Origin of the sequence: Alkalihalobacterium sp. APHAB7, assembly GCF_048323755.1 — a bacterium.
GTDB lineage: Bacteria > Bacillota > Bacilli > Bacillales > Bacillaceae_F > Alkalihalobacterium.
In genome coordinates, this window is record NZ_JBLWFS010000009.1 from 1 (window position 1) to 23,978 (window position 23,978).

Here is a 23,978-nt window from a genome sequence, read left to right on the forward strand (position 1 = left end):
AAACGATTTGATTCATGGTATAATGTTTAAACATAAGGATACCTCCGTTAATTTATTGTGTGGTAACTTTAATTTTATCAGATGGTATCCTTATTTGAATTCAAAAACCAGTTAAATCTAAAAAAAAATAAAGAGTGGCACTCACCCCATCTCATTAGGGTGAGTGCCACTCTATTTTTTATTTACTGGGTTTTGTCCCAGCCTCTTTATTTTCCCTTATTCATAGCATCTCCCATCAGCTATGCAAGTTGGGATAATATTTTGGAGAAGTCAACTCGATCTCCTAGTGTTGGTTGTTTTGTTGGCTTCATATATGCTTTATCTTTTTCGATGGCCTTAAAGACCTCATACGTTGTTAAAGCATCATCTAAGGCGCGATGATGTCTACCGATGCCTTTACTTCCATATTCCTCAAGCACTCTCCATAGCCCACTTTGATTTTTATGACCGAAAAATCTTTGATACTCTTTAGATAGATCACGCTCTCTTTCTTTTATTGGGCATTCTAGATTAGAGTATCGGCAATTGTTACGTAGCACTTTCATATCTTGATTTCCCCAAGTAACAACTTTTGTTGGCCCAAATGACATATACATGTTGAGCAACTCCACAAGGTGGGCAAGTGGTATACCTTGATCAACCTGCTCTTGTTGAATACCTAAAAAGCCAACACAACGTTCTGTTAGTTTTGGAAACAATACAGGCTTAACAAAAGACGAATATGTATCATATATTTTTTCGTCAATGACTGATACAACACCAACCTCAATAATTTCAGGACGAAACATACTTGGATTTCCCTTACTTTGGCTCATAGTAAATTCAAAATCAATAAATAAATGTTGTTGTGTCACGTAGATCCCCCCATTTATTTTTTTCTTTCATTTTATTGATGTGACTCGCCAGCGAATGTGTATAAAAAACGTTCTTGACTATTACTTACAATTCTAAAATTTTGATGAAACTCGTTTCTGTCTTTTTATACGTAACCGTAGTACAATTGGTTTCATATTTTATTTTTTTCGATATAAAATAATCTTTTGCGTTGTTTGCGTTCGTTCGATTTCAAACGCCTAACACAAGTATTTAACGAACTTTCGACTATGGGTCTTTATGCAACTTTAATTTTGGAGTGAAAAACATGATTGAGATTGACAAAAAACAGCTGCAAATCCTAAGTAAAGCCTGCTTCAATTGCAGTGATTCATATTTTCAACCTGGACATTCTAGTTTACCTACTATTGGTTGCTGCAGTTACAGTCCTGTAATCAGTCTTTATGAAATTAATCAAATGGTACAACAAACTGACCGTAATTTTTTTATTAATACAATTTATAAGAATGATAACTGTACCATTAATGACTATAACATTATTATCCATGCGCATGTACATCCTCTTTTTGAAGAAGAAAACACGGATCAACTCTCATCCATCGAACAATCTGATTTAAAATTAAGTTATTCGACCTGTCAATTCTTCAAAAGGAATAAAGGCTGTTCGCTCAAACCTTCCTATAAAAATGCAACATGTCGATCGTTTATCTGCTCTACCATTGAAAATCAACTAGACATTCCACACCAAAAGCAGTTAACGGAATGGTCTCGATCTATCCAACTTGAGACCAAAACGTTTAACGATACCCACCAAGCTATTTTAAAAGAGAAAGGGTTATCCTTAACTAAAAATGTCAATGCCATACTCGCTTATCTAGAAGACCTCTAAAACAAAGGTTATTTTCTTATTCTTCAAAAACTTCACGCATAGCGTGAAGAGCTTCGCTTGGCTTACGTTCCAAAAGCAAGAGCAATAATCTTTGAGAAATGAGCCAAGGTTAATAAATTTTATAAATTTTCTGCCTATTTTAGTGAAATCAGTTGACCATCCTCTACTTCTGTTATAGTATAGTTATAAGAAAACAAACTGTTATAAAACAGACGGGAGTTAGGAGGCGATTGTCAATGTGTCAAACTGAAAAATATCGTCATGTATGGTTTCTTTATTTATCTAATTGTGAAAAATACGGGATCGAAAGTAAATTAGACTTTTATCAGTTTGTAAATTCTATGACCGTAGATCAAATTGAGCAATTATTTGAACAATCACAATAACCCAATAGAAGAAAGTCATTCATGGAGGTCAGCGAATGAAGGATGATGTTAGTGCTGTCATATTTCAATTATAGAAAACGTCTGTTTCAATCAACATCGAAACAGACGTTTTTATTTTGTTCACGTTCTTATGATAAGATTAACATATATAAAGAGATCGGGGAGATTACTACAAATGAAAAGGTTATTACTGGGCATTATATACTTATATCAAAAAATAATTTCGCCACTGAAACCACCTACCTGCCGCTTTCATCCAACTTGTTCGCATTACGGATTTGAAGCGATTAAGCGATTTGGGGCTATTAAAGGCAGTTGGTTGACGCTAAAAAGAATATTAAAGTGTCATCCGTTTCACCCAGGTGGATTTGACCCCGTCCCAGAAAAAGAAAAACATAAAAAAAACTAAACGAGGTGATCCTTTGAATTATAATCATGATATTGACTACGATCGAGATGGCGATCGCGAAGATGAACTAACTGAAGAAGAAGTCGTGAATATGCTCAAATCTAGTTTACGTCAAGAAGAAGAAATGTTGAAAACATACACAATTTTAGCAGAACGTATTCATGATAATGATGTATTAAAAAATCGATTAGAAAATTTTGCACAAGGTAATGCCAAACGTTCCCGCCAACTAGAAGATGAAATTAATCAAAACGAGGAAACTCATTAAGTTTGGAGGACTCATAGGACCTTATTTTGCTAAATTCTATAAAGGCTTAAGTTACGTACGGAGGTGCTAATCATACTATGATTAGCACCTCCGTTTTGTATGTCCTATTCAATAATCCCTCCTCGATACCTTATTAACCCATTACATTAGTGTCACATTTTCTCAATTAACCTCAACTGTAGTTTCTTCCTTTTCCTGAATCGCTAATTTCAACAAGTTCTTCAGGGTATGGCTCAAAAAATGTTTGTTCGAGCATATAATCATTTTCAAATCGATACGCCCATGCTTTTAAAATACTTACAACGCTACTAATAGGAAGTTTCTTTTCACGATACTTTTCTAATGTCGATAAAAAGTATTCCTTTTCTTTCGTTGATAAATTTGGAGAAAAATAGCCGAATATGCGCTGGCAGACATTGATGTTTGAGGTGTATCGAGGAATCCGACTAAAAAGCTGATACAATTCATCTTCATATAAACTAAACGTTTCTTCAATGGATCTTTTATCTTTATTACTTAGGATTTGTCCGAGAAGTTTTAACCTTTTTTGGTTATATGCCATAAATAAATATTTATTTTTCTTATGAAAATCATTGAGTTGACTTAGTTTTAAGGATGATTTTACCTTTTTAAACTCTGTCGTCGTAAATAATTTCGTTAAATAGTGTTCCCGGATCTTAAAGTTTTTTAGTCTTCCTTCATCTTCAATTGATGTTTTCGGATAATACTGTAGTACTTTCGCTGTAAACGCACCACTACTCGTTCGAACAGTCGGTGACTTTTCTAAACCTGAATACACTTTTACATCTGTGATTCCACAACTAGGTGAGCGATTTTTCAGAATAAATCCATCAACATCTTTTAACTCATCTAAAAAGCTATCTGCAAATTCTTCCATATCTGTTGTCAAATCTTTTCCTGTTTTCGGTTGTACCAAACGGTCTTTTTCACCTTCAGCAACAAGACGAATAACTTCTCGAGGTGTTCCTAAACCGATTTCGACTTCTGGACATACAGGAATGAATTCAACATACGGCTTTAAATTATGTACAGTTTGGTCCGTTAATTTATCTCCATTATAGCGGCAAGCAGAAAATTCAATACATTGACTGACCACAACTTTTGGTTTACAAAACTCTTTCATACATCCACCAACCTATTCTAGTTAATTCATTAAACTTACCTGTTATCGCAACGTTTTATTAGAGTATGTAATCCTAATTTTAAAATGCAAATTCTTCATTTAATGTTTGATAAGTGGTCTCCCCTATTATCAAAACAGTGCCTATACTTTTTTCCTAAGGATTTGATGCTCTAAATTCTTTTAGTACTAATGTATAAAATTGTACTGGAAAAAGGATAATAATCGAAGAAGAAAATGACAAGCATTAAGTTTAATTTATACGATTTTTGGTCGAAATCCAATGATTACCTCCGATAATTTCAAAATGGAAACTGTCTGATTATTTTTATTGCAAAGGAGATTAATTACTTATGCACAAAATTGCCTTATTAATTCTCATAACCGTTACGATGTCTACATTTATAGGCTGCCAGGATCGTCCTGAAGATATTACACAAAGTATAGAAAAACAACATATGCGAGCTACTGATGGGATTGAACCGCTCCACCCTTCAAATAAAGACCAAAATAAAACAAGAAGAGATGTAACTCAGAGTGCTGTTTCCTATGCTTCAGAATTTGGATTTTACTTAAACCAATTATACGCTCACCTAGAACCGTTAAATAATTTGTTCTACACTGAAAAACCAACAGAAAAGGATGTCCGTGATGCTCGAGAACACGTTCGAAAGGCTCAGGATTGGAGTGAGTATATCATTAGTTTAGATACACCTCCAGAGTTCGAAAATCTTTATACAGTACATAGTAGTACCCTCCTTGAACTTGACTCTCTTATGAAAAGTTTAGAGGATATGGACTTAAATGATGAGGTCTACTTTAGAAGAGCTCGATTATATTACGAAAATAGTATTATTGCCGTAAAGTCCATGGAGCGTGAATATAAAGGCGTACTCGAAGAACAAGGTATTAAATAAAAAAAATTACAGTGCCAGGCACCTTCACTACATTAAAGTGATGAAGGTACCTGGCACCGTTTAAGGTTATTATTCAGGTCTTGGGAAGATGTTTTTTCTAATTTCTGATAGTTGGCCACCAATTCCTTGGAACGGCTCGGCAATATCGTTCCCTTCAAGTGCTGCACGAATACGATTTACATTTCTTCGATCTGTAGCGATACGCACTCGATCTAGATCAACCACTTCAGATAGCTCTTCTTCAACTTCTTGAATAAGCTTCGGTCGATTTTGTTCTGGTGACTCAATACCAATTAGCAACACACCTTCATGGGGGAGCACATAAACTTCGTTGATATTCTCGATTGCTAACAATCTTTGTCGAATGGAATCCTTAGTATCAAGATTTTGAAGCTTTTCGTTATCAATTTGCTTATGTCTTAAATGAGGACGATCCCCAAGCACATACTTTCCTCTTATTGTATTAGGAATATTATTGTAAATCCTTGCTCCGCTTCGATTTGTACCTTGTGTTTTAAACCCTAAATTACGTTCGCTTGTATAATACATATTATTTTCAGCAATCGGTTGTGCTCGATCGGTACGCCCCTTTGGTACACCATCGGGAACCATCATATCACTTATAGGACCTTCATGATTTCTAGCTTGATTGGTTCCAAAACCACTAAACCCCTCTTCACGAAAATGATTTGCCCCCATTGGGTGCTTCTGTTCCACAACGCCACATCCGGAGAACATCGCTAAGAACAACATAAGCATGACGATAACCAAGGTTAGTTTTTTCATCATAATTCTCCTTTCTTATTACTTATAAGTTGTGTACAATTAGTCGATTTCATGAGAAGAAGTTAGCGGAAATTGTTTCTTTACAAGAGAAAAACTTATAGAAATATACTCATATCTTGTCGATTTGTTGTTTTTTATAAAAGTTCATGACTACTTTTAGGGAATGTATTTAATTATCACTAAAAATACGTATAATTGTCGTTGTGTGTAAAATAAATTCAAACTTTCTCACATAGTAGCAGTCAGACCATAAGTTTACACAAAAATTAATATTGATGAAAAATGGAGTGGAAGAAATGTTATTATATGCGATTGAACGAAAAAGAAGTCAGATGATCTTACTAGCTGAAAAGTATGGCTATACTTCCGAGGCAACGGTTAAGTGTAGTCAAGAATTGGACAAGTTATTGAACCTGGCCCAGCAGAATACCTGTATGAATGTGAAGATGGCCAAATAGCACCAATTATTGTTTACCTTGCACAGCTACTATTGTTAAAAAAAAGCATCTTTACCACTATACTTATATAATTAACCCTTTGTTTAAAAGTAAGTACTTTCTTCTACTTCGATGTGTAAGGAGTTATCTGTGGACGGTGTAAAAATAGCTTGTCAAGAAATTCTTATACGTCTTCAACTAATGGATGGCGTCAAAATCTCTTATCAAACACAAGAAGAGATCGAGTGTATCATTAGAAGTACATATACCACCTTGTTTATGCTGATGGCAACTTGAAGACGAAAAACAACAAATAAAAATATCATAGTTGCTAATTCTACAAACAAAAAGTGCCAGCAACTTTTACACTTATAAAGAAACTGACCAATTTTTCTTTATAAGTACTAGTGTTCTGGCACTTTAGAAGACATTAATTAATTACTTTCCCACGTTCAAATGGACGTTGCAAAATTCTACCAAGGTCCCTCATAAAATTTTCAGCTTCTATACCTTCTTCATAAGGAGCTCCCTCTCTCAAATTATACAGTTGTCTTTGGAATTCGGAAAACCCTTGGTCATCGTGAATGACACGAATTTCAACATCATTTGCGATAGATGAATGTACTGTTTCTTCCACCTTGTTTTCTATTTCATCGTTCCACTCTTCGGTTGTATAAACACTTACTAAGACTATTCTCCCTTGTATATATACATGTGCGTCATCAACTTCTTCTAATTGCAACAGTTGCTTCGTTAAAGGCCTGTTTCCATTATAAAATTCAATGTAATCCGCATTATCAGTTCTAGTGTTTGTCCCGTGACCTGTATTTCTTCTAGACGTAATAAGTTGTCTACTTACTAATGGAGTTCTCCCATCAATAGCCATCTCCGGATCTAACTCGGGAACTTGTTGTTCTTCACGGATTTTCTGAATTCTTTGTTCATTTTGTTGAACTCCTGCCCCTGTACCACAAGCAGTTAAAACAATAACAAAAGCCATTAACGATAAAAAGCAGAAACATACTTTTTTCACGGTACACTCCCCTTTCTTTTATTATCGTTTAATTTTTATCAACATAATACCCCTGTAAACTATAGGAAATTGCAAAAACAGCAGTGTTAAAGCAACGTTTTGAAACGAGCCTCGCCTTAATAACTGAAAGATCGTGCGCCAAATCGATGTTGACTATAGATACATCCAGGGGGGAATGGAGATTTTTAGAAAACCTAAAAGAATTTTCGATTAACCATTGCAATCAATTCAACAATTTGTTAAGGTAGACACAACAAATGAATATTCTTTACTTCTAATTGAAGTGAGGATAGAGGTGCAAAAACCATGAGTAAGCAATGGGAGGAGGATGAGCTCTATTGAACATTGTTGAAAGGGGGATTTGCCGAAGTCTACGGTTCTCATACTAACCAAGGGCTGGTTCTGTATTGAATAAATGCAGTACTGTCATATAGTACATACTATATGGAGGGCTATCTTACGCAAGGATAAATGTCTAATTGTCATTCCTAGCAACAATGAGCAGCTCTTCTCATTGTTGCTTTTTATTGTTATTACATTTGTATTTTGAAATGCACTAAGGGGGAAAATAAAATGAATTTTGGAAAAGTCTTAACAGCTATGGTTACACCGTTTGACGTATATGGAAATCTCGATCTACAAGCTACCGAGCAATTAGTAAATCACCTGATCGCGAATGGTTCCGACGGACTTGTTGTCGCAGGAACTACAGGTGAATCACCTACTTTGTCTACAGAAGAAAAATTAACACTTTTCAAACAGGTAGTTCAGGTTGTAAATGGTCGAGTACCTGTCATTGCAGGAACAGGTTCAAACAGTACATCAGCATCAATTGAACTAACAAAACAAGCAGAAGAAATTGGTGTCAATGGCATCATGCTCGTAGCCCCTTATTATAATAAACCTTCTCAAGAAGGACTTTATCAACACTTTAAAGCGATCGCTGAGCAAACGAAATTGCCTGTTATGATCTACAACATTCCTGGGCGCAGCGCTGTTAACATCTCGGTAGAAACAACTGTCCGTTTATCGTTCATTCCTAATATCGTTGCAACTAAAGAAGCAAGCGGTGACTTAGAAGCAATGGCGAAGATTATTAGTGAAACAGATAGCAACTTTAGTCTCTATAGTGGAGATGATAGTCTAACATTACCGATCTTATCAATTGGAGGTACAGGCATTGTCTCGGTTTCTGCCCATATTATCGGGAATGAAATGCAAAACATGGTAACAAGCTTCCTGAAAGGAAATGTATATGAAGCTGCAGAACAACACCGCACCTTATTACCATTAATGAAATCACTATTTACAGCACCTAGTCCATCACCAGTTAAAGCAGCGTTAAATATGAAAGGAATTACGGTAGGTTCAGTTCGCCTTCCTCTCGTTCCTTTAACAGAAGAAGAAGAACAACAATTACGAACGACCATTCTTCCTGAAGTTTCTTACAATGTTGGATAAAAAATGGCTTAAATAGGGCAACTTTTACCTAATCACTAAAACCCCGAGATGACCTAATGAGGTTCCTCGGGGTTTTCTCTATCCAACCTTTTGCACAGTCCTCTTTTTAAATACTCGCCTCGTCACATATTCATCAATGAACCCGGTACCTAATAAAACACCTAGTACGATAAAAACAAAACCAGTTAATTGTAATAACGTTATTTGTTCGCCTAACCACAAAGCTGAAAAAACTAATCCAAAGAAAGGAACAAAATTATTAAATACAGCTGTCTGCCCTGCCCCAAGTCGGTGGATCGCAGCATTAAATAAGAAATGACCTAAAGCTGTAGCGAAAATCGAAGAAACTAAAAATATGCCCCAGATCCACCCGGTTTGTTCGATCATTTGAGACGTTCCTGCCGGCTCTGCAAATAAGCTGAAAACAAATAAAAAACTGGATCCTACAACTAACATTACTGCTGTCATTACTCTTGAATCGATCGTATTTGTTCCTTTCTTAATATATATAAAAGAAACCGCCTGAACGAACATCGCAATAAATATAGAGACATCTCCCGCATTTATCGATGTGAAACTTTCTCCACTTTGTAAAATGATTGAAGCTACACCACAGAAAGCGAAAACAATACCAATAACCCGTAACCTCGATAATGTATCTTTTAACATGACAGAAGCCAAAATTGATGTTGTCAGAGGCAGTAATGCTAATATTAATGCTGTATTAGAGGCGGTTGTCATTGTTAAACCCCAGGCCAGGAAAAAATGGTGACCCGTCACTCCGAAAATCGTTGCTATCAAAATGTATTTCCATTCTACCTTTGTGAATTTCCTTAATTGTTTAATAAGTATACATACTGTAATTGCTACAACTCCCGCTAAGAAAACTCGAAAAGACGTCATGGTAACCGTTGGAAAAACATCAACAAGCATTTTAATAAATACGACATTCATCCCCCAAATAACCATGACCATCATTAGCAATAGGTATGTAAAAATATTAGAGTTTTTGTTATTCAAAGTTGATCTCCCCTTTTATAATAGCTGCAACCAATGAAACAGATAGAGGAATAATGCTAATACAAACATACAAACAAAGACAAATTGACTGTTCTTTTTGGCAATATCAATCGAAGAATAGTTCATCAATCCAGAGGCCATTAAAACCGAACCAGAAAAAGGTGACACTTGCGTTGCTAATGTCCATGCAATCAACAAAAGGATGGCCATGAACTCAGAACTAACGGAAAAAAGTTGCGGTGACAGTGCACTACCAATTCCAATTACGATGACAACCGGATGAATTCCAAAAATCGATAAAAGAATGGCAAAGCTTATGACGATTAAAGCCATTACATAAATATATCCTTGTGACACAGTCAAGATCATTTGAGATACATGGGCTCCAATATCGGTTAATGAAAGTGCTGCACCAAAAAAACCTGCACTAATAAAAATTACAATTTCATTTTTTAAGCGGACAAAACATTGATTAACATAAGAAAACAGCTCTCTTATATAATCTTTGAACTGATTTGAAAAGACCGCCCATAATAATGGATAAAAAAATCCGAGCAGCGATACAACAGTTAACATATTAACGGGCAAGATGAATTCTAGTAGGAACGAACATATAAATAGCCCTGCACCAAAAAGCACTAATCGACGGAGGGACGGGAGCCCTTTTTCCTGTTCTTTTCTCGACGCCTTAGGTTGAACATGATTTTCATCATCCTCGAATTTCAATCGAGGAAAGAAGATAATGGAAATGAGCGCGTATATCATTCCAATGATTAGTCCGTATAACCCGATTGAACCCCATGAGACATCGAAGAGTACTAACACAAGTCCTACATTTACAAAATAGGGAGACCAGAACATACAAAAACCAAAGGCTCGAAGTAAGATCATTACCATTTTCTTTTTAAAAAAATTGGATAAACTTCCTTCTATAATTCGATGTACCAGAACCATTGAACCTAAATTAAGTACGGCACCCATCGTTGCTGTTAGTAGAAACCCTAGACGATAAGGATGCGAGTTACTGTTCTTTTCCTGTTCCATTCGTTCAATACGAACTTTTAACGTTGTCAATAATCCAGCTAATGAAATAAAAACCCCTATTAACGGTACGAGCAAAAAGAGGGATAATAAATTAATGTTATAGCCAAAAGCTAATAAAAATGAAGTTGCATCTGTATCAGCAATAAAAAAAACAACCATTCCAATCGTTAATAATGGAATCGTAATGATGATGCTGCTCTTTCTGACAAAAGGTAATGCAGCAAACAACAAAACTGCAGCTAATAAACTATACGTCACACTCAATAGCAAACTAGAATAAAAGACTGATAATAAATACAATGTAACTGTTAAAAAGCAGACCAAGCCTATAATTGTATTCCACTTCATACTCATATATATCTGCTCCCTTACAACTGAAAAAAGCTGCATATGCAGCTTAACCTCTAAAACTTAAATTATAAAAATGTAAACAAAGATATGATATATATCCCTATACAAGAAAACCCAATCGCAAAAAATATAGCAGCTAAGCGCTTATTGGCCTTCATAATAAAGAAAAAACCTAGGCCGCCAAACACCCCAGTTAATAGAAAGAAACCAATTCCTAATAAAACAATCATCATTCCTGGATCCATTTATACAATCTCCTAACAGTTCTTATCTCTATATTAACAAATATTTTAGATTTTGTAACGGATTAAGAATTATTTCAGTTCAAGCCTTTTTAAAATGATATCTATTGGTACACCATCTGATGTATCAATATCACTAAAACTTACAGTTCTCAAATCCCTTTTCCCTACTTCTTTCGTTTGATTATCTTGTTGTTCAGTCTTCAGGTTTCGAGCATCCCAATCTTTTGCCCAGGATATACTGTCCACTTTTTGTTTTTCTACCGTCATTCGTTCTAAGGAAGAAGCCGCCTTTCCTGTTTTCGGCTTTTCTTGGGCTGATACTAATTGTACAATAACAACACTCCAAACGACTCCAAATAACAAAGCCGCTAGAACTACTACAAATCGTTGTTTTACTAAATCCATAAGAACTTTTCCCCCACCCTATATATACCTCTTTTTATCTAGTATTCTTATATTATCATAGGTATATATTCTCTAATAGATGGGTTTTAGACATTTTTTTGACTTTTCTTCCTGACTAGTCACCTATTCATGACGTTCTTTATACTCATTTTTATTTTCACAATATCTTTATCGAACACTAATTGTATCTATTTTCCTATGTTGAACTGGAAAATTTGATCTTCAAATATTTGCTGACCTTGGGCATACGTTCGTTCACAGAATGTCACTTGCTTTGATTTACTAATCGTAATAACCGTCGAACATCTCGTTCCGTATGCCTCCATTTTAATAAACATTGGTGATAAATGTTTTTCTAATTCTATTCCTACCCCTGTTTCAGGTAATAATTGTTCTTCTGCTTTCTCGTCGTTTGTAAGACCCTCTAATAATTGACCTATGATATCGTTTTTCTCGTTTCGAAGAGTTTGTTCTACTAAAGTTTTTCCACGCTTAACTTTTGGCCACGACGTATTTAATAAAGCGTTACTGACACTATGGATACCAGGTTGGATCTGTTCAATAGTATTTTGGCGATTGGAGTAATAAAAGAGTTCCTCTACAGTACCACATAATAAATTAAATCCTAAATAATCATTCCTGCGATCTCTTACTGCGTTTAGGTAGTCTCTTGCGGATAAGTCATTTTTTAAGAAATCAAGCACTAGTTCTCCACGCGACTTTTCATCTTTCTTTTCTCGTACTTCACGATAATTTGTCAGTGCAGCGAAACGTCCTTTTGTCGTAACACCAAGCCACGTTCCACCCTGCTCGAGGTCTTTTCCGGCAATGAGACCAGGTACTTCTTTCCAATAATCAGCCTTTGCTGTAGGTCTTTCAAAAAATTCATCGCGGTTTGCTGCTAAGATTAAATCATATTGGTCATGTGATTGATAGGCAAAATTAATTAAACACATCATGGACACTCCTTGTAGTTAAAGGTAAAAGATTGGTATAATTTTTTAGACATAGTATAGTATGAAACTTTATTTCACTCAAATCGTAAATACTAATACGAATGGAAGAGGAGGCATAGATATGACTGAAAAAGAAACGTATTCAAAAGAACTTCTTGATATGTTTAAAGAAGAACAAGATGTAGATAAAGTTTTACATAAAATTGGCGGACTAGGTGAAGCGGCTCAAAAAGAAGCAGGAGAATCTCTTGAGGCGTTGAAACGACCTGTAAAAGAAATGTTGTCTCAGCCCAATAATGACCTACCCGCTCAACTGCACAAGTTAAAGGAAGTCGTTGGTGAACTCGAACCTGATTATTTAAAAGATGGGCAACTAAAAAAACTCGTTAATAAAGTATTACGTCGCAGTCCAATTGAACAGTATGCAAAAAAGTATCAGACCGTTGAAGCTCAAATTGAGGCCATTATTGGAGGCCTGCTCCACGGTAAGGATAAACTTCAAGAAGATTCACTCATGCTTAAAGAGTTAAAAGTGGTTGCAAGAAAACGTATTACAAACTTAAATGAGCAAATCGAAATTGGTAAACAGTTAAATGAAATGCTTGAAGCTGAGATGACAACGGAAGAATGGAAAGATAACGCCACGGCTCTACAAAAAGGACAGCAAAAAGTGATTTCCCGTATCAAAAATATGTCTCAAGCGATTATGGTATTGCAACAATCTGTCGCTTCCATCGATCTTATTATCGAGAATAATGATAAGTTAGAAGAAGCGATATTTAACGCAATTACTATGACGAAAAACATTATAACAGTAACTGCATCTATCCAACTTGCATTAGGAAACCAGCAAAAAGTGATCAAAGCCGTTCAAAATGTTAATCAAGCTACAGAGTCAATGTTACTTACGAATGCACAGATGTTAAAAGATAATACAGAACAGACCTTAAAAACGTTAGAAGAGCCGGCAATTGCTCTTGAATCATTTAAAAAGGCCTATGAGGATGTGTTTTCTGCTATCCAACTTACTGAACAATCGAATGAGCGGATCATTTCCAGTGGAAAACGGTTCATCGCAGAAATAGATGAATTAAATGATCGAATGAAAACAAAGTTACTTCAGTAGATTGCTCATTGGCCATTTAAAGGAGCGAAAGCGATGTTAAATCGTTTACTAGAAATTCCTTGGATAGAAAGTATTTTACCTGATCGACTTCGTCCCGTCCAAGATGAAATTTTATCAGACGAAGCAACATTGGAAACTTTACATGAAGCTGAACGCATTCTAGAACATGTCATAAAGCAATCAGGTAAATATAGTAAAAATCGAACTGTGAAAAAGAAACATCATGAATATGTCATCACTGTAAAAATTAAAAAGAAAATGATTAGTCTAACGATTTTAGATACGTATTATTCTAAATCAAAGTATAAAAAACGTATTTACATCCAATGTTACCGTAAATACTTCAAAGCAGATCACGGTGTCGGAAAATGTAAAGAAGCATCGATTCACTACACAAAAAATAAAAAAACTTTTGTACGAAGTGTCAAAAAATCACCATTTACACAAAATTTATTTTATAAAATTGATAAATTAGATGATGCCTTACTTGGACAACTTATTCAAAGTGATAACAAAGAAGAAAATTACACCCCGCAAACCAATCAATTAAAAAGTAATGATCAAGTAAAAAGTTTAGTTATGGAAACCAATCGGTTGATCAGCCATACACGTAAGCTTCATATCGATCCACTTATTGAAAAAAGATTAGAACAAATTATTGATCATACTGAAATGTTATTGCCTGACTTTTCATTACTAGAAATTGAAGAAAGACATATGATGAAGCGAATGTTAAATGAAGACATTCCTAACTTAGTCCATACGTATCTCTCTTTATCCCCTGAGAACAAAAAAGAACAGCGAGAAAATGTCTTCGTAACATTATCTAAAATGGAGTTAACTCTCATTCGTTTAAAAGAAGACCTTGAAAAAGCACGAGTCCAACGGATGGAACATTTATTAAAACTCAATCATTTAAGATATACCAATGACAGACACGAATAACTAAACAGGTGATGCTTAGGTCACCTGTTTTCAACTTTTAAATCGTTTAAATTTTTCAAATATTACATCGATTACACTTAAACTGCTTTACATCGCTCGCCCCTTCTTATAAACTCTGATTGTAAGGGTTTTCAAGTATGATAGAATTGAAACTAGGAGGATACTATGACACAAAAAATATTTGATTTAGGAAATCGAATTCATCTCATTGATGGATTTGACCTTGGGTTACCTTATCGAACAGGTACATACGTTATCCAAGATGAAAAAATTACAATTGTAGAAACTGGGCCGAGTCTTTCCGTTCCTCATATTTTAAATGGTCTTAAAGATTTAAACATCGACCCTAACGACATTTCTTACATAATTGTTACTCACATTCATCTAGACCATTCTGGTGGCGCTGGATTACTTTTAAAAGATTGTCCAAATGCTAAAGTTGTCGTTCATCCTAAAGGTGCTCGTCATTTGATTGACCCATCTCGACTCATTTTAGGAGCAAAAGCCGTTTATGGCGATGACTTCGATCGATTATTTGATCCAATCTTACCTATTCCTGAAGAAAAAGTGATTATTAAAGAAGATCTAGAAACTTTAGCATTGAGTGAAACATGTGAACTAACTTTCTACGATACCCCAGGACATAGTGATCATCACTTTAGTATTTATGATCCAGTCAGTAACGGTATATTTACAGGTGATACGATTGGTGTAAATTATAATCAAGTACTTGCAGATACTGACATTCAGCTTTATCTTCCTTCAACATCACCAAATCAATTTAAGCCTGATGCCATGTTAGCTTCTCTAGAAAGAATTCACGGTCTGAATGTCGACTGTGTTTATTTTGGGCACTTTAATGTTGCCCGGGATGTTGAGGAAGTGTACAAGCAAATTAAAACGTGGTTACCTATTTTTGTTGAAATTGGTGAAAGAGCTGAAGAAACAGGAAAAGACCATCACTGGATTGCAGAACAACTGTTACTAGCTGTCAAAGAAGATTTACAAAAGTATAATATTCCTGACACACACCCTGTTTATGAATTTATTAAACTAGATACATCTGTTTGTTCAATGGGCATTGCAGACTATCTTGCTAAGAAAAAACGTTAATGTGATAAGGCTGACACTACGTCGGCCTCTTTTTTTTTGACTTTCAATTAAACTAAACCTATTTTTCTAGCGAGAGAATTTACAAACGAAATTTACAGAAACCTATTTATCAGATAAAATTAAAACAAACCACATTCCATATTTCTATGAACATATTATAATTCATAAAGCGAGGGTAACCATGGACCGAAAACAAGCTGAAACACTAGTAGGCAAACTAGTTATTATAAACGAGAACGAACAAGGACAATATATTGGAAAACTCCAAGAAGTTATTACAGCACCTAGAAAACCGTGGCGAGGATTAGTGAAGATCGTCTCTGTCGAAGCTCTACCAAAACCTACTATTCAAAACGGTGTTGAACTTGGTTTACCTCTTTATACAGAAGGAGAAACAATTGAAGTAAGCGGTACAAAGATTGTAACCTTTGAAGGCGATAGTGCTGCTATCACGTACAAGGAAGGTCTCGAATTAGCGATCATTAAACAACTTAACTATCATAATGATAAAAGTAAAGAGCATTCTACAATATTTGAAGCATTATCTGGTTATCTACATGAAGTCGAACCTACTAAGGCTCCTACAATTCTTCAAGGTTTATCACTAATAGAAACAGCTGATAGTGAGCAAACAGATTACTTATATTATACTCTGGAGAATCGAAATAACAGCCCTATTCTAGTTGAGGAAATTCATAGAAAAGAAGTCCCGTTGAACGGCTGTCCGTTTGAATTTGAATTAAAAACAAGTCGTGGCTGGGTAAAAGGGTCCTATTATTCAAATTGGGTGTTTGAAGCTTTATCTGGTAGAAAATATAAACTGAAGGAAGATAAAGTTCTACGTCTAAACAAACAACACCTTGAACCATACGAACTATTTTTAAATGAACTTGACAAGCCAGCTCTTCAGTCTTTTGAACATTTTTTAAAAACAAATCATTTAACGCATCAACAAATGATAAACTGTCATAACTCTTTAGTAGGTCAACTATTATTTACTTCTGAACAAAAAGAGTTTATTGGCACAAACTTTATCACGTATAAAGATCATAACGACATGATCATCATCCAACATCACTATGAGCGTAAATTAAATGAAGGACTAGATACTGTTTATGATCGCTTTGAGTTAACCTCTTCTAGAGGGATCCGTTCCATCGTAACGTACACAAACTCGTTTACATCAGGGAAATAAGAAAAGCGTAAGCACCCGTTTTGCGACGCTGAACTGGAGCACACCGTATGAATTAAGGAAACACGGCGAATTCTAATGAGCCGATGTTGACTTATCGTAAGGAGGTGAGCGAAGTCTCGCTGGGCGCTGGAGCCTAGACATCATCGAAATATTATACTTTCTCACCTAAGTTAAAAAGGAGTGATCAATGATCACTCCTTTTTACTATGTGATAACCAAGATAACATAGCTAGACCTGTCTTATGATCTAAATCAACAACAGAAAACGTCTTACCAAACAAACTTGACAGTACTGACAATTGTATCGTCGTTAAGGACCGATAACGTTGGATAGGTGAAGAAACCAATTCTCCACTTTGCACCTTATTTTTTTTAATCAAAACGATATTCTTAGACAGGACTCGATAGGATAAGGTTACTTGATTTTCCTTTGTTCCGATAGCTGCATCACGGTATTGCAAAAAGCCTATAAACGAAAGGAAAATGAATATTCCAGCAAAATAGACGACAGCTGGAAAGAAATAAGCAATTGCACCAAAGATTAAAACCGGCAATAATAACATTCGAAATTGAAATCGGATCCAGGCCCGTTTTGGTGCTCGCACTAACTCTTCACTAATCTTATATTCCTGAATAAAAACTTCAAGTGCCTTATTTATATCCTGATGTCTGATCAGTGGAAACAATACTGTAGATCGTTGCTCTTCATTGGTCCCGCCACCTTTACTTTCGACATATACAGCACTGTAACCAAACGGTTGACGAAATATATTTCGGACAATTCTTACAGCCGTTACCCGGTCAGTTTGTAACGTGAGTTGTCTTCTTTCTAATAAGCCCCTAGTAATCGTTAATTCATTTCCAACCTTTTCAACAGAAAAGTTCCCATACTTAAATACCGTAATGACAATCGAAATGATCCAAGCAATAGCAATAATAAAAAAACTATAAAATAAAACTACTACATAAGACGTACCTGTAAAATACTCAATGAACTCATCAAATATCGTGATCGAAAAGAATTGTTCAATTTGCGGAAACAAAGCAATGACGGCAGAAAGAACAATTCCAATACCACTTGAAGTCATTGATGCAATCACTAACTCTTTTTTAGAGAGCACCCATTGAATAGGCTTTTCTACATCAAGCTCACCATGAACCTCGTCTTCTACTGGGATATTATTTGATTGAGGTACACTATCCTTTTGTAAAAGAAAATTTCTAGTCTTTATACCTTCTTCTTTACTTATGGCAATTAAATGAACTTCAGGTTCGTTCCCACCGCCAGCTGTTTCAATTTTTACACTGATTAATCCAAACAATCTTTGAATTAATCCTGAGGTCAAATCAACGCTCTGTACGCGTTCAAGACGGATATATCTCCGTTTCTTGACGAAGACGCCCTCTTTCACTCGTAATTCACCTTCAACCCATTCGTAACGAAAGGTGAACCAGTACAAAATACTATGTACGAGTGAAAAAAACATGAGGAAAAGGATAATATAAAAGTAGATTGATCCGAAAAGCGTTGTATCTCTTGTCGTTCCAAATATTAACCCAAACAGGATTGGGACAATTAAATGTTTTAATGAAGTAAAAAAAGAAATGAGTATCGCTGACCAATGAAGTCGATAGCTTTCATTATTCATCATCATCATCCGCCACAGATGCTAATTTAACAATTTGATTTCTTAACTCATCTGCAATAGGAGTCGTTAAAGCTGGAATTCGATGCGTTGTTGCAGCCGTCGAAATGGTTACGGCCGCTAAATCAAATTTTCGTAATAACGGTCCTTGTTCTGTATCAACATGTTGCACCCGAATCATTGGAATTAAGGTACGCCTTACAATAATCACACCATATTGCAGTTCAATTTCCTCATCGTACACTTCATAACTAAATCTCTTCCAACGAAAATACGGGGCTACAATGACATTGACGATAACAAAAATAACAAACGCAGGAATTAAGATATACAACATCCACACAGGCATTGGAAAATATAGCATTAAAATACCATAGCCAATTGGAACTAATGCGACAAATAGAGATTCTATACTGGCTCGAATCCTCCAAACCGTTAGCGCTTGTCTAGCAATCGCTAGACTTGGAGCAGGTCGTGCACTCATAAACTCTTGACTACTCATCATCTGTGACATAAATGATATTCACACCTAATGATTTCAATAATTCAATCACTTTAGTGTTCAATTCATTATCATGAACCAACCCTAAAGATTCAACGAGTTCCAGTTCCTCTAAGTATCCTTCTTCAGCATCTTCAATTAATTCAATAATATCTTCTAAGTGTTTTTCGTTTAGTTGTTGAATTAACTCTTCTTTGTTCACTGAACAAACCTCCCATTAACATACTCATTTTATTTTAACGTGAATATTCATCAATTGGAACATTTCCCATAAAAAGGTTTGGTTTGTGCTCATTTCTTTTAAAACTCCTTAAAAAATACGCTTATAACTAGTCATTACTATCTTTTTTTAATACGGCTTCCGTCATTTGTTTCCAAACAGACCCTTTAGCTTCTTCCCCTTTTTGAATTCGCTCAATAGCCATATTAATTTGCATACTGACTTCAAATTCACTGTCATTTTTAGCTTCATTTAATGCAGGGAGTACCTGCTCATCGCCAACTTCATAAAGAAACATCGCAGCACGCCAACGAACAAGTTTACTTTCATCTTTTAATGCTTCTACCATAGCCGGGGTTGCCTCTTTATTACCAATATCTGATAAACAATCACCTGCCGTTCTTCTTACTGTTACCGACGTATCTTTTAACGCTTTATATAAGTATTGAAGCCCCGCATCTTCAAGCATCCCTAAATATACAGTCGCCTGTCTGCGGATGGAGGCTTTCTCATCTTCTAATGCTTTTAACAAAATTGGAAGGTCTTCTTCTGTTGGATTCATCCGATCAAGAGCTTCATACCGTTTTTTCCAATCGGGATTTTCCAACATCTCCATTGTTACTTTCTTATACAAGTTTTGCTTATCCACTGGTTTGGAAGAACTTTCTTCACTTAATAACTGGTTAATTCGTTCCTCAGAGTAGGCTGCTTCAATTTCTTCTGCAACGGTTTTAGCAACTTCTTCTAACTCACCATACCTCACATCTTGCTCTACCCATTTTCGTTCTAGTACAACATTATCGTTATCTGATTGAACTTTTTGTAATGCAGCCATAAACCGCTCGGGTAAACCAACACGTACTTCACGCTCTCCATCCGTTACTTTTACTTGCATTGGAATTTGTTTAAACATTTGAAGCTGTACTCGTACTTCTCCAAACGACTGCTCATTATTTTGTGAAATTTGACCTTCTTTCTCACTTACGGGTGCCTCACCAAAAACTTCTCGAACTTTTGGTAAAATAACTTTCCAGTCGAATTTTGCATTTCTCTCTAGTGCAATAAAATCTGCAACGTGATAAACCCCTTTTATCCCTTCAACGGTAAACAGTTGTTGAATGAATTCAGGTGCGTCATTTGCATTTTCTTTTGTGTAATTATTACGTTTTCCTGTTGCCAACGTTTCAGATAGTATTAGCTTCATTGTATTTGGACTCGGAGTTGGTTCAATTGTTTTTATATACATGGTCATTCATCCTTCCACTATCTTTTTATATTTAGGTGTTTTCGTATACTTAGTTGCTTTTAGGCCGTTTTTGCTTCACGCAATGTGTGAAGAGAATAGAACCTTTAATTATTATTATGCTACCATATCACTTCAATCTGTTCTAAATATGTGCTTTATGATCGGATAATAGGGTTTATGTATAAATAGAGGCTGTGTCAATAGAGACCCTATTAACACAGCCTTACATTACTTTTGCAAGTCCATTCATTATTTCAATGAAAGTTGCTCGTTCACCAAACGTCTCTCGTACGACCAGTTCCTCATCTAGTATTATGGTAGTTGGTACACCTTTACATTCGAATAAGTCATAAACTTTTGTACCTTCATCTAATAATACAGGAAACTGATACTGATTTTGTTTCGTGTAATTAATACCCTCACGTTTATTTCCTTCTCGGCCTACGACATTTATCGTAATAAAACCTAACTCACTTTTGTTCATTTTCTGATACAGCTGATGTTTTTGAACAAGATCACGTTGTGAATCAGGACACCAGGACGTCCAAAAAGTAACCATACACGGTTTCCCTCTAAATTCTGATAAACTGACTTCACGATTTTCCTGAATGTCGAATAATCGAATACTTGAAATATCCATGGAACAGTTTTTAGCAGTGCGTATTAAATGCAGACGTTAGATTAGTAACGATACTTTCAACTGATTGATCTTCAATTTGCTCTCTCGGAATGAAATGTGCGATTTCCTTCCCTTTGAAAAGAGCCATTGACGGTGAAGATGGTTCATATCCTGTAATATATTCACGCATCTTTGCAGTTGCATCACGGTCTTGTCCAGCAAAGACAGTTACAATGTGGTCTGGTTTCTTTTCGTTATTTTGAGAAACAACAGCCGCCGGACGTGCTAATCCAGCCGCACAGCCACAAACCGAGTTAATAACAACAAGTGTAGTTCCTTCTACTGTTTCCATGAAATTTTCAACTTCCTCTACAGTAGTTAGTTCTGCAAAACCTGCATTTGTTAATTCTGCTCGCATAGGCTGAACAACTTGACGCATATATTCTTCATAAGACATTGACATATTTCATTTCCCCTTTCCATTCCATACAAAATCATCATACTATAGTGAAAACATTTAAATCAAATTTAAAAGAACGTATTAATACTTCTCTAGAATTTTATCTAGGTACTCAATCGAACGAAAAGCATAAACTTCCTCAACAATTTTTCCATGTTTCAAAATTAATAATAAAGGTACACTTTTAATTTTTAAGGAATGTGCAACATCAGGAACTGCATTAATATTACACTTATTAATTTGTAAAGTTGGATGTATCTCAGTTGTAATCACTTCTAACATTTTTGTTGCTAACTTACATGTCCCGCAAAAAGGGGAAAAAAAGTAAACTAAAGATACTCCTACTTGACTTCCTAACATTTGAATTAATTGATGCCTCGATATTTCTTTCATTAAACCACCTCAATCAAAATGGGAAGAAAAAAGGAATAGCAAACAACATAACGATAAATAATAGCAGTTGAAGCGGCACACCAATCTTAACAAAATCACTAAACTTATAGCCCCCAGCCGTCATAACGAGAGCATTTGTTGGTGAAGCCACTGGTGTGGCAAATGCCATACTAGCAGCAATACTCACAGATAACAGCAATGGATAAGGACTAACTCCCATATTAATCGCCGCAGTAACGGCAATTGGTGCAAATAAAACCGCTGTAGCTGTATTTGAAATAAATTGACTAAAGAACATGGTTGCTAAATAAAACCCTGCTAGTACAGCGAGTGGACCATACCCTCCTAAAACTGAGATAAGTCCATCGGCCAAGAACTGTACTCCACCTGTATTCTCAAGGGCTGTTGCCATCGGCAGCATCGCCGCAATTAAAATTACGCTTTCCCAATTAATTCTTCCGTATGCATCGTCCATATTACGTAAGCAACCTGTAATGACCATTAATACAGCAGCAATAATAACTGCCGTTACAGCAGGTACAATCTCAAATGTCATTAAGAGTAACATCATAAGCATTATAACCCCAGCAATTGGAGCTTTCCCACTAGCTGCTGCCATACTTGCTTGTTCTTGCGGCTGTCCAACAACAACCACATCTTGTGTTTCTTTCGCTAGTAATTCAATATCAGCCCATGCCCCTTGAACGAGGAGCGCATCCCCAAAACGAAGCTTTACATTGGACATATTATCTAACACATATTGACCTTTTCGATTAATCCCAATTATATTTAAGTTGTACTTTTCCCTAAATGCTAATTTTTGTATTGTCGAATTAATAAGCCTAGAGTGTGGTGTTAAAAGTACTTCAGCAATTCCTAATTCTCTAGAAACTAGTTTTTCCGCATCTGTTGAACTCTCGTCGGTTAACTTCAATCCATAGTCTTCACATAATTTTTCTATATTTTCTTGTGGCCCTTGTAGATATAAAATATCTTGTTCGTGAATTATACTTTTTGGGCCTGCCATTTCATGATAAGTCACTGGTAAGATCTTTGTTCCATCTTTGGATCTTCGTTGAATTTTTAATACGCAAAGTTGATAGTTTCCAGGAAGTCTAATATCAGCTAATTTTTGATTTGCCATTTGAGACCCTTGCAATACCCTCACAGTGTATAGCTTATCACTAATTTGATAATTCTTTGCCATCTCCGCCGGGCTTATCGTACCATCACGTCTATCCTGATTTTTCAGACCATCTTTCGGTAATAAAAGAGGACCGAAAATAACAAGAAAGACAATTCCTGTTACAAAAGCGACAAGCCCCAATGGTGTAAAATCAAAAAAAGATAACCGTTCATACCCATAATCGGCTAACGTTTGACTTACAATTAAATTTGGCGGTGTACCGATTAAGGTCAGGACACCTCCTAAACTACTTGCAAATGCTAGTGGAATTAGAAATTTTGCTGGACTCTTTTTCATACTCATTGCCAAACTAACAACGACCGGTAATAAAACAGCCACTGTCCCTGTATTACTCATAAACCCGCTTAAGATCCCTACAATGATCATAAGTAAAATAAGAAGCCTTAGTTCACTGTTTTTTGAAGCTCTCATTAATATATGACCTGCCTGGCTCGCGAGACCTGTTCGGAAAATCCCGCCCCCCACAATGAAAAGACCTGCGATCATAATAACCACTGAATTTGAAAATCCATTCAGTGCCTCTTGGGTTGAAATGATACCGGTTAAAACGAGGGTTAACAATGATAATAAGGCCACCAGATCAGTACGAATATTCCCTATCATAAAAAACACAGTCGTAACAGCTAATATTGTGAAAGTTAGAATTAATTCCGGCTCCACCTGCGCCACCTCAAAAAATGGAGCCTGACCATTTAACAATTCCTTTAAGTCAGGCTCAAATGAA

The 23,978-nt window shown here is 35.7% G+C and carries 29 protein-coding genes and 1 riboswitch; of the genes, 12 read left to right on the forward strand and 17 right to left on the reverse strand.

Annotated elements, in window-relative coordinates:
- Positions 1-239 precede the first annotated feature (239 nt).
- The gene (kapD, locus tag ACNSTQ_RS10845; RefSeq protein WP_418199837.1) at positions 240-854 is read right to left on the reverse strand and encodes a 3'-5' exonuclease KapD; all 615 of its coding nucleotides are present in this window, start codon (positions 852-854) and stop codon (positions 240-242) included.
- Positions 855-1,141: 287 nt separating this feature from the next.
- Between kapD and ACNSTQ_RS10850 the strand changes: the two genes are divergently transcribed.
- The 4 genes from ACNSTQ_RS10850 (at position 1,142) to ACNSTQ_RS10865 (ending at position 2,786) form a co-directional block, all read left to right on the forward strand.
- Complete coding sequence (locus ACNSTQ_RS10850) at positions 1,142-1,723, forward strand: hypothetical protein (RefSeq protein WP_418199838.1); 582 nt, start codon at positions 1,142-1,144, stop codon at positions 1,721-1,723.
- Between the two features lie 236 nt (positions 1,724-1,959).
- Positions 1,960-2,109 carry a hypothetical protein gene (locus ACNSTQ_RS10855; RefSeq protein ID WP_275116467.1) on the forward strand — a complete coding sequence of 50 codons (150 nt, stop codon included), beginning with the start codon at positions 1,960-1,962 and terminating at the stop codon, positions 2,107-2,109.
- A 175-nt stretch (positions 2,110-2,284) separates the two neighbouring features.
- Positions 2,285-2,518: a membrane protein insertion efficiency factor YidD gene (gene yidD, locus ACNSTQ_RS10860; protein ID WP_418199839.1), complete on the forward strand. Its 234-nt coding sequence runs from the start codon at positions 2,285-2,287 to the stop codon at positions 2,516-2,518.
- Positions 2,519-2,531: 13 nt separating this feature from the next.
- Positions 2,532-2,786 carry a hypothetical protein gene (locus tag ACNSTQ_RS10865; RefSeq protein ID WP_418199840.1) on the forward strand — a complete coding sequence of 85 codons (255 nt, stop codon included), beginning with the start codon at positions 2,532-2,534 and terminating at the stop codon, positions 2,784-2,786.
- 172 nt (positions 2,787-2,958) lie between these two features.
- Here ACNSTQ_RS10865 and ACNSTQ_RS10870 read toward each other — a convergent pair whose 3' ends face one another.
- Positions 2,959-3,930: a YbgA family protein gene (locus tag ACNSTQ_RS10870; RefSeq protein WP_418199841.1), complete on the reverse strand. Its 972-nt coding sequence runs from the start codon at positions 3,928-3,930 to the stop codon at positions 2,959-2,961.
- A gap of 350 nt (positions 3,931-4,280) precedes the next feature.
- On the opposite strand from ACNSTQ_RS10870, the gene ACNSTQ_RS10875 reads away from it, so the two are divergent.
- The gene (locus ACNSTQ_RS10875; RefSeq protein ID WP_418199842.1) at positions 4,281-4,844 is read left to right on the forward strand and encodes a hypothetical protein; all 564 of its coding nucleotides are present in this window, start codon (positions 4,281-4,283) and stop codon (positions 4,842-4,844) included.
- Positions 4,845-4,913: 69 nt separating this feature from the next.
- On the opposite strand, the gene ACNSTQ_RS10880 is transcribed toward ACNSTQ_RS10875, so the two are convergent.
- A complete protein-coding gene (locus ACNSTQ_RS10880) occupies positions 4,914-5,630 on the reverse strand; it encodes a YhcN/YlaJ family sporulation lipoprotein (RefSeq protein WP_418199843.1) in 717 nt (238 codons plus the stop codon).
- 296 nt (positions 5,631-5,926) lie between these two features.
- On the opposite strand from ACNSTQ_RS10880, the gene ACNSTQ_RS10885 reads away from it, so the two are divergent.
- Both ACNSTQ_RS10885 and ACNSTQ_RS10890 read left to right on the forward strand, forming a co-directional pair.
- Positions 5,927-6,088, forward strand: coding sequence for an aspartyl-phosphate phosphatase Spo0E family protein (locus ACNSTQ_RS10885; protein ID WP_418199844.1), 162 nt, complete (start codon positions 5,927-5,929; stop codon positions 6,086-6,088).
- A gap of 129 nt (positions 6,089-6,217) precedes the next feature.
- A complete protein-coding gene (locus ACNSTQ_RS10890) occupies positions 6,218-6,364 on the forward strand; it encodes a hypothetical protein (RefSeq protein ID WP_418199845.1) in 147 nt (48 codons plus the stop codon).
- 133 nt (positions 6,365-6,497) lie between these two features.
- Here ACNSTQ_RS10890 and ACNSTQ_RS10895 read toward each other — a convergent pair whose 3' ends face one another.
- Positions 6,498-7,100, reverse strand: a complete 603-nt coding sequence (locus ACNSTQ_RS10895) for a YhcN/YlaJ family sporulation lipoprotein (protein WP_418199846.1) — start codon at positions 7,098-7,100, stop codon at positions 6,498-6,500.
- Between the two features lie 282 nt (positions 7,101-7,382).
- Positions 7,383-7,563: riboswitch (Lysine riboswitch) on the forward strand.
- A 110-nt stretch (positions 7,564-7,673) separates the two neighbouring features.
- On the opposite strand from ACNSTQ_RS10895, the gene dapA reads away from it, so the two are divergent.
- Positions 7,674-8,561 carry a 4-hydroxy-tetrahydrodipicolinate synthase gene (gene dapA, locus ACNSTQ_RS10900; protein WP_418199847.1) on the forward strand — a complete coding sequence of 296 codons (888 nt, stop codon included), beginning with the start codon at positions 7,674-7,676 and terminating at the stop codon, positions 8,559-8,561.
- 78 nt (positions 8,562-8,639) lie between these two features.
- Here dapA and ACNSTQ_RS10905 read toward each other — a convergent pair whose 3' ends face one another.
- From ACNSTQ_RS10905 to ACNSTQ_RS10925, 5 genes are all read right to left on the reverse strand, one after another.
- Positions 8,640-9,581 carry a DMT family transporter gene (locus ACNSTQ_RS10905; RefSeq protein WP_418199848.1) on the reverse strand — a complete coding sequence of 314 codons (942 nt, stop codon included), beginning with the start codon at positions 9,579-9,581 and terminating at the stop codon, positions 8,640-8,642.
- A gap of 15 nt (positions 9,582-9,596) precedes the next feature.
- Positions 9,597-10,979, reverse strand: a complete 1,383-nt coding sequence (locus ACNSTQ_RS10910) for a hypothetical protein (protein ID WP_418199849.1) — start codon at positions 10,977-10,979, stop codon at positions 9,597-9,599.
- A 62-nt stretch (positions 10,980-11,041) separates the two neighbouring features.
- On the reverse strand, positions 11,042-11,221 hold the full coding sequence (locus tag ACNSTQ_RS10915; RefSeq protein ID WP_418199850.1) for a hypothetical protein: 180 nt from the start codon (positions 11,219-11,221) through the stop codon (positions 11,042-11,044).
- A gap of 69 nt (positions 11,222-11,290) precedes the next feature.
- Positions 11,291-11,626 (reverse strand): hypothetical protein, encoded by a 336-nt coding sequence (locus ACNSTQ_RS10920; protein ID WP_418199851.1) that lies wholly within the window; start codon positions 11,624-11,626, stop codon positions 11,291-11,293.
- 188 nt (positions 11,627-11,814) lie between these two features.
- Positions 11,815-12,582, reverse strand: coding sequence for an NRDE family protein (locus ACNSTQ_RS10925; RefSeq protein ID WP_418199852.1), 768 nt, complete (start codon positions 12,580-12,582; stop codon positions 11,815-11,817).
- Positions 12,583-12,703: 121 nt separating this feature from the next.
- On the opposite strand from ACNSTQ_RS10925, the gene ACNSTQ_RS10930 reads away from it, so the two are divergent.
- From ACNSTQ_RS10930 to ACNSTQ_RS10945, 4 genes are all read left to right on the forward strand, one after another.
- Positions 12,704-13,708, forward strand: coding sequence for a toxic anion resistance protein (locus ACNSTQ_RS10930; RefSeq protein ID WP_418199853.1), 1,005 nt, complete (start codon positions 12,704-12,706; stop codon positions 13,706-13,708).
- A gap of 33 nt (positions 13,709-13,741) precedes the next feature.
- Positions 13,742-14,653, forward strand: a complete 912-nt coding sequence (locus ACNSTQ_RS10935; RefSeq protein ID WP_418199854.1) for a hypothetical protein — start codon at positions 13,742-13,744, stop codon at positions 14,651-14,653.
- Positions 14,654-14,818: 165 nt separating this feature from the next.
- Positions 14,819-15,766, forward strand: coding sequence for an MBL fold metallo-hydrolase (locus ACNSTQ_RS10940; RefSeq protein WP_418199855.1), 948 nt, complete (start codon positions 14,819-14,821; stop codon positions 15,764-15,766).
- Between the two features lie 181 nt (positions 15,767-15,947).
- Positions 15,948-16,961, forward strand: coding sequence for a DUF2777 family protein (locus ACNSTQ_RS10945; RefSeq protein ID WP_418199856.1), 1,014 nt, complete (start codon positions 15,948-15,950; stop codon positions 16,959-16,961).
- 191 nt (positions 16,962-17,152) lie between these two features.
- Here the strand turns inward: ACNSTQ_RS10945 and ACNSTQ_RS10950 are convergent, their stop codons facing one another.
- The 8 genes from ACNSTQ_RS10950 to ACNSTQ_RS10985 form a co-directional block, all read right to left on the reverse strand.
- Positions 17,153-18,613, reverse strand: a complete 1,461-nt coding sequence (locus tag ACNSTQ_RS10950) for a PH domain-containing protein (RefSeq protein WP_418199857.1) — start codon at positions 18,611-18,613, stop codon at positions 17,153-17,155.
- Positions 18,603-19,121 (reverse strand): PH domain-containing protein, encoded by a 519-nt coding sequence (locus ACNSTQ_RS10955; protein WP_418199858.1) that lies wholly within the window; start codon positions 19,119-19,121, stop codon positions 18,603-18,605. Before ACNSTQ_RS10955 ends, ACNSTQ_RS10950 begins: the two co-directional genes overlap by 11 nt.
- On the reverse strand, positions 19,102-19,311 hold the full coding sequence (locus ACNSTQ_RS10960) for a hypothetical protein (RefSeq protein WP_418199859.1): 210 nt from the start codon (positions 19,309-19,311) through the stop codon (positions 19,102-19,104). The genes ACNSTQ_RS10955 and ACNSTQ_RS10960 overlap by 20 nt, the downstream gene beginning before the upstream one ends.
- A gap of 127 nt (positions 19,312-19,438) precedes the next feature.
- Positions 19,439-20,575 carry a conserved virulence factor C family protein gene (locus tag ACNSTQ_RS10965; RefSeq protein WP_418199860.1) on the reverse strand — a complete coding sequence of 379 codons (1,137 nt, stop codon included), beginning with the start codon at positions 20,573-20,575 and terminating at the stop codon, positions 19,439-19,441.
- Between the two features lie 223 nt (positions 20,576-20,798).
- On the reverse strand, positions 20,799-21,215 hold the full coding sequence (locus ACNSTQ_RS10970; protein WP_418199861.1) for a TlpA disulfide reductase family protein: 417 nt from the start codon (positions 21,213-21,215) through the stop codon (positions 20,799-20,801).
- 10 nt (positions 21,216-21,225) lie between these two features.
- Positions 21,226-21,657, reverse strand: a complete 432-nt coding sequence (locus tag ACNSTQ_RS10975; protein ID WP_418199862.1) for a BrxA/BrxB family bacilliredoxin — start codon at positions 21,655-21,657, stop codon at positions 21,226-21,228.
- Between the two features lie 78 nt (positions 21,658-21,735).
- Positions 21,736-22,047, reverse strand: a complete 312-nt coding sequence (locus ACNSTQ_RS10980) for a thioredoxin family protein (protein ID WP_418199863.1) — start codon at positions 22,045-22,047, stop codon at positions 21,736-21,738.
- A gap of 13 nt (positions 22,048-22,060) precedes the next feature.
- Entirely contained in the window at positions 22,061-23,914 is a 1,854-nt protein-coding gene (locus ACNSTQ_RS10985; RefSeq protein WP_418199864.1) for an SLC13 family permease, read from the reverse strand.
- Positions 23,915-23,978: the final 64 nt, after the last annotated feature.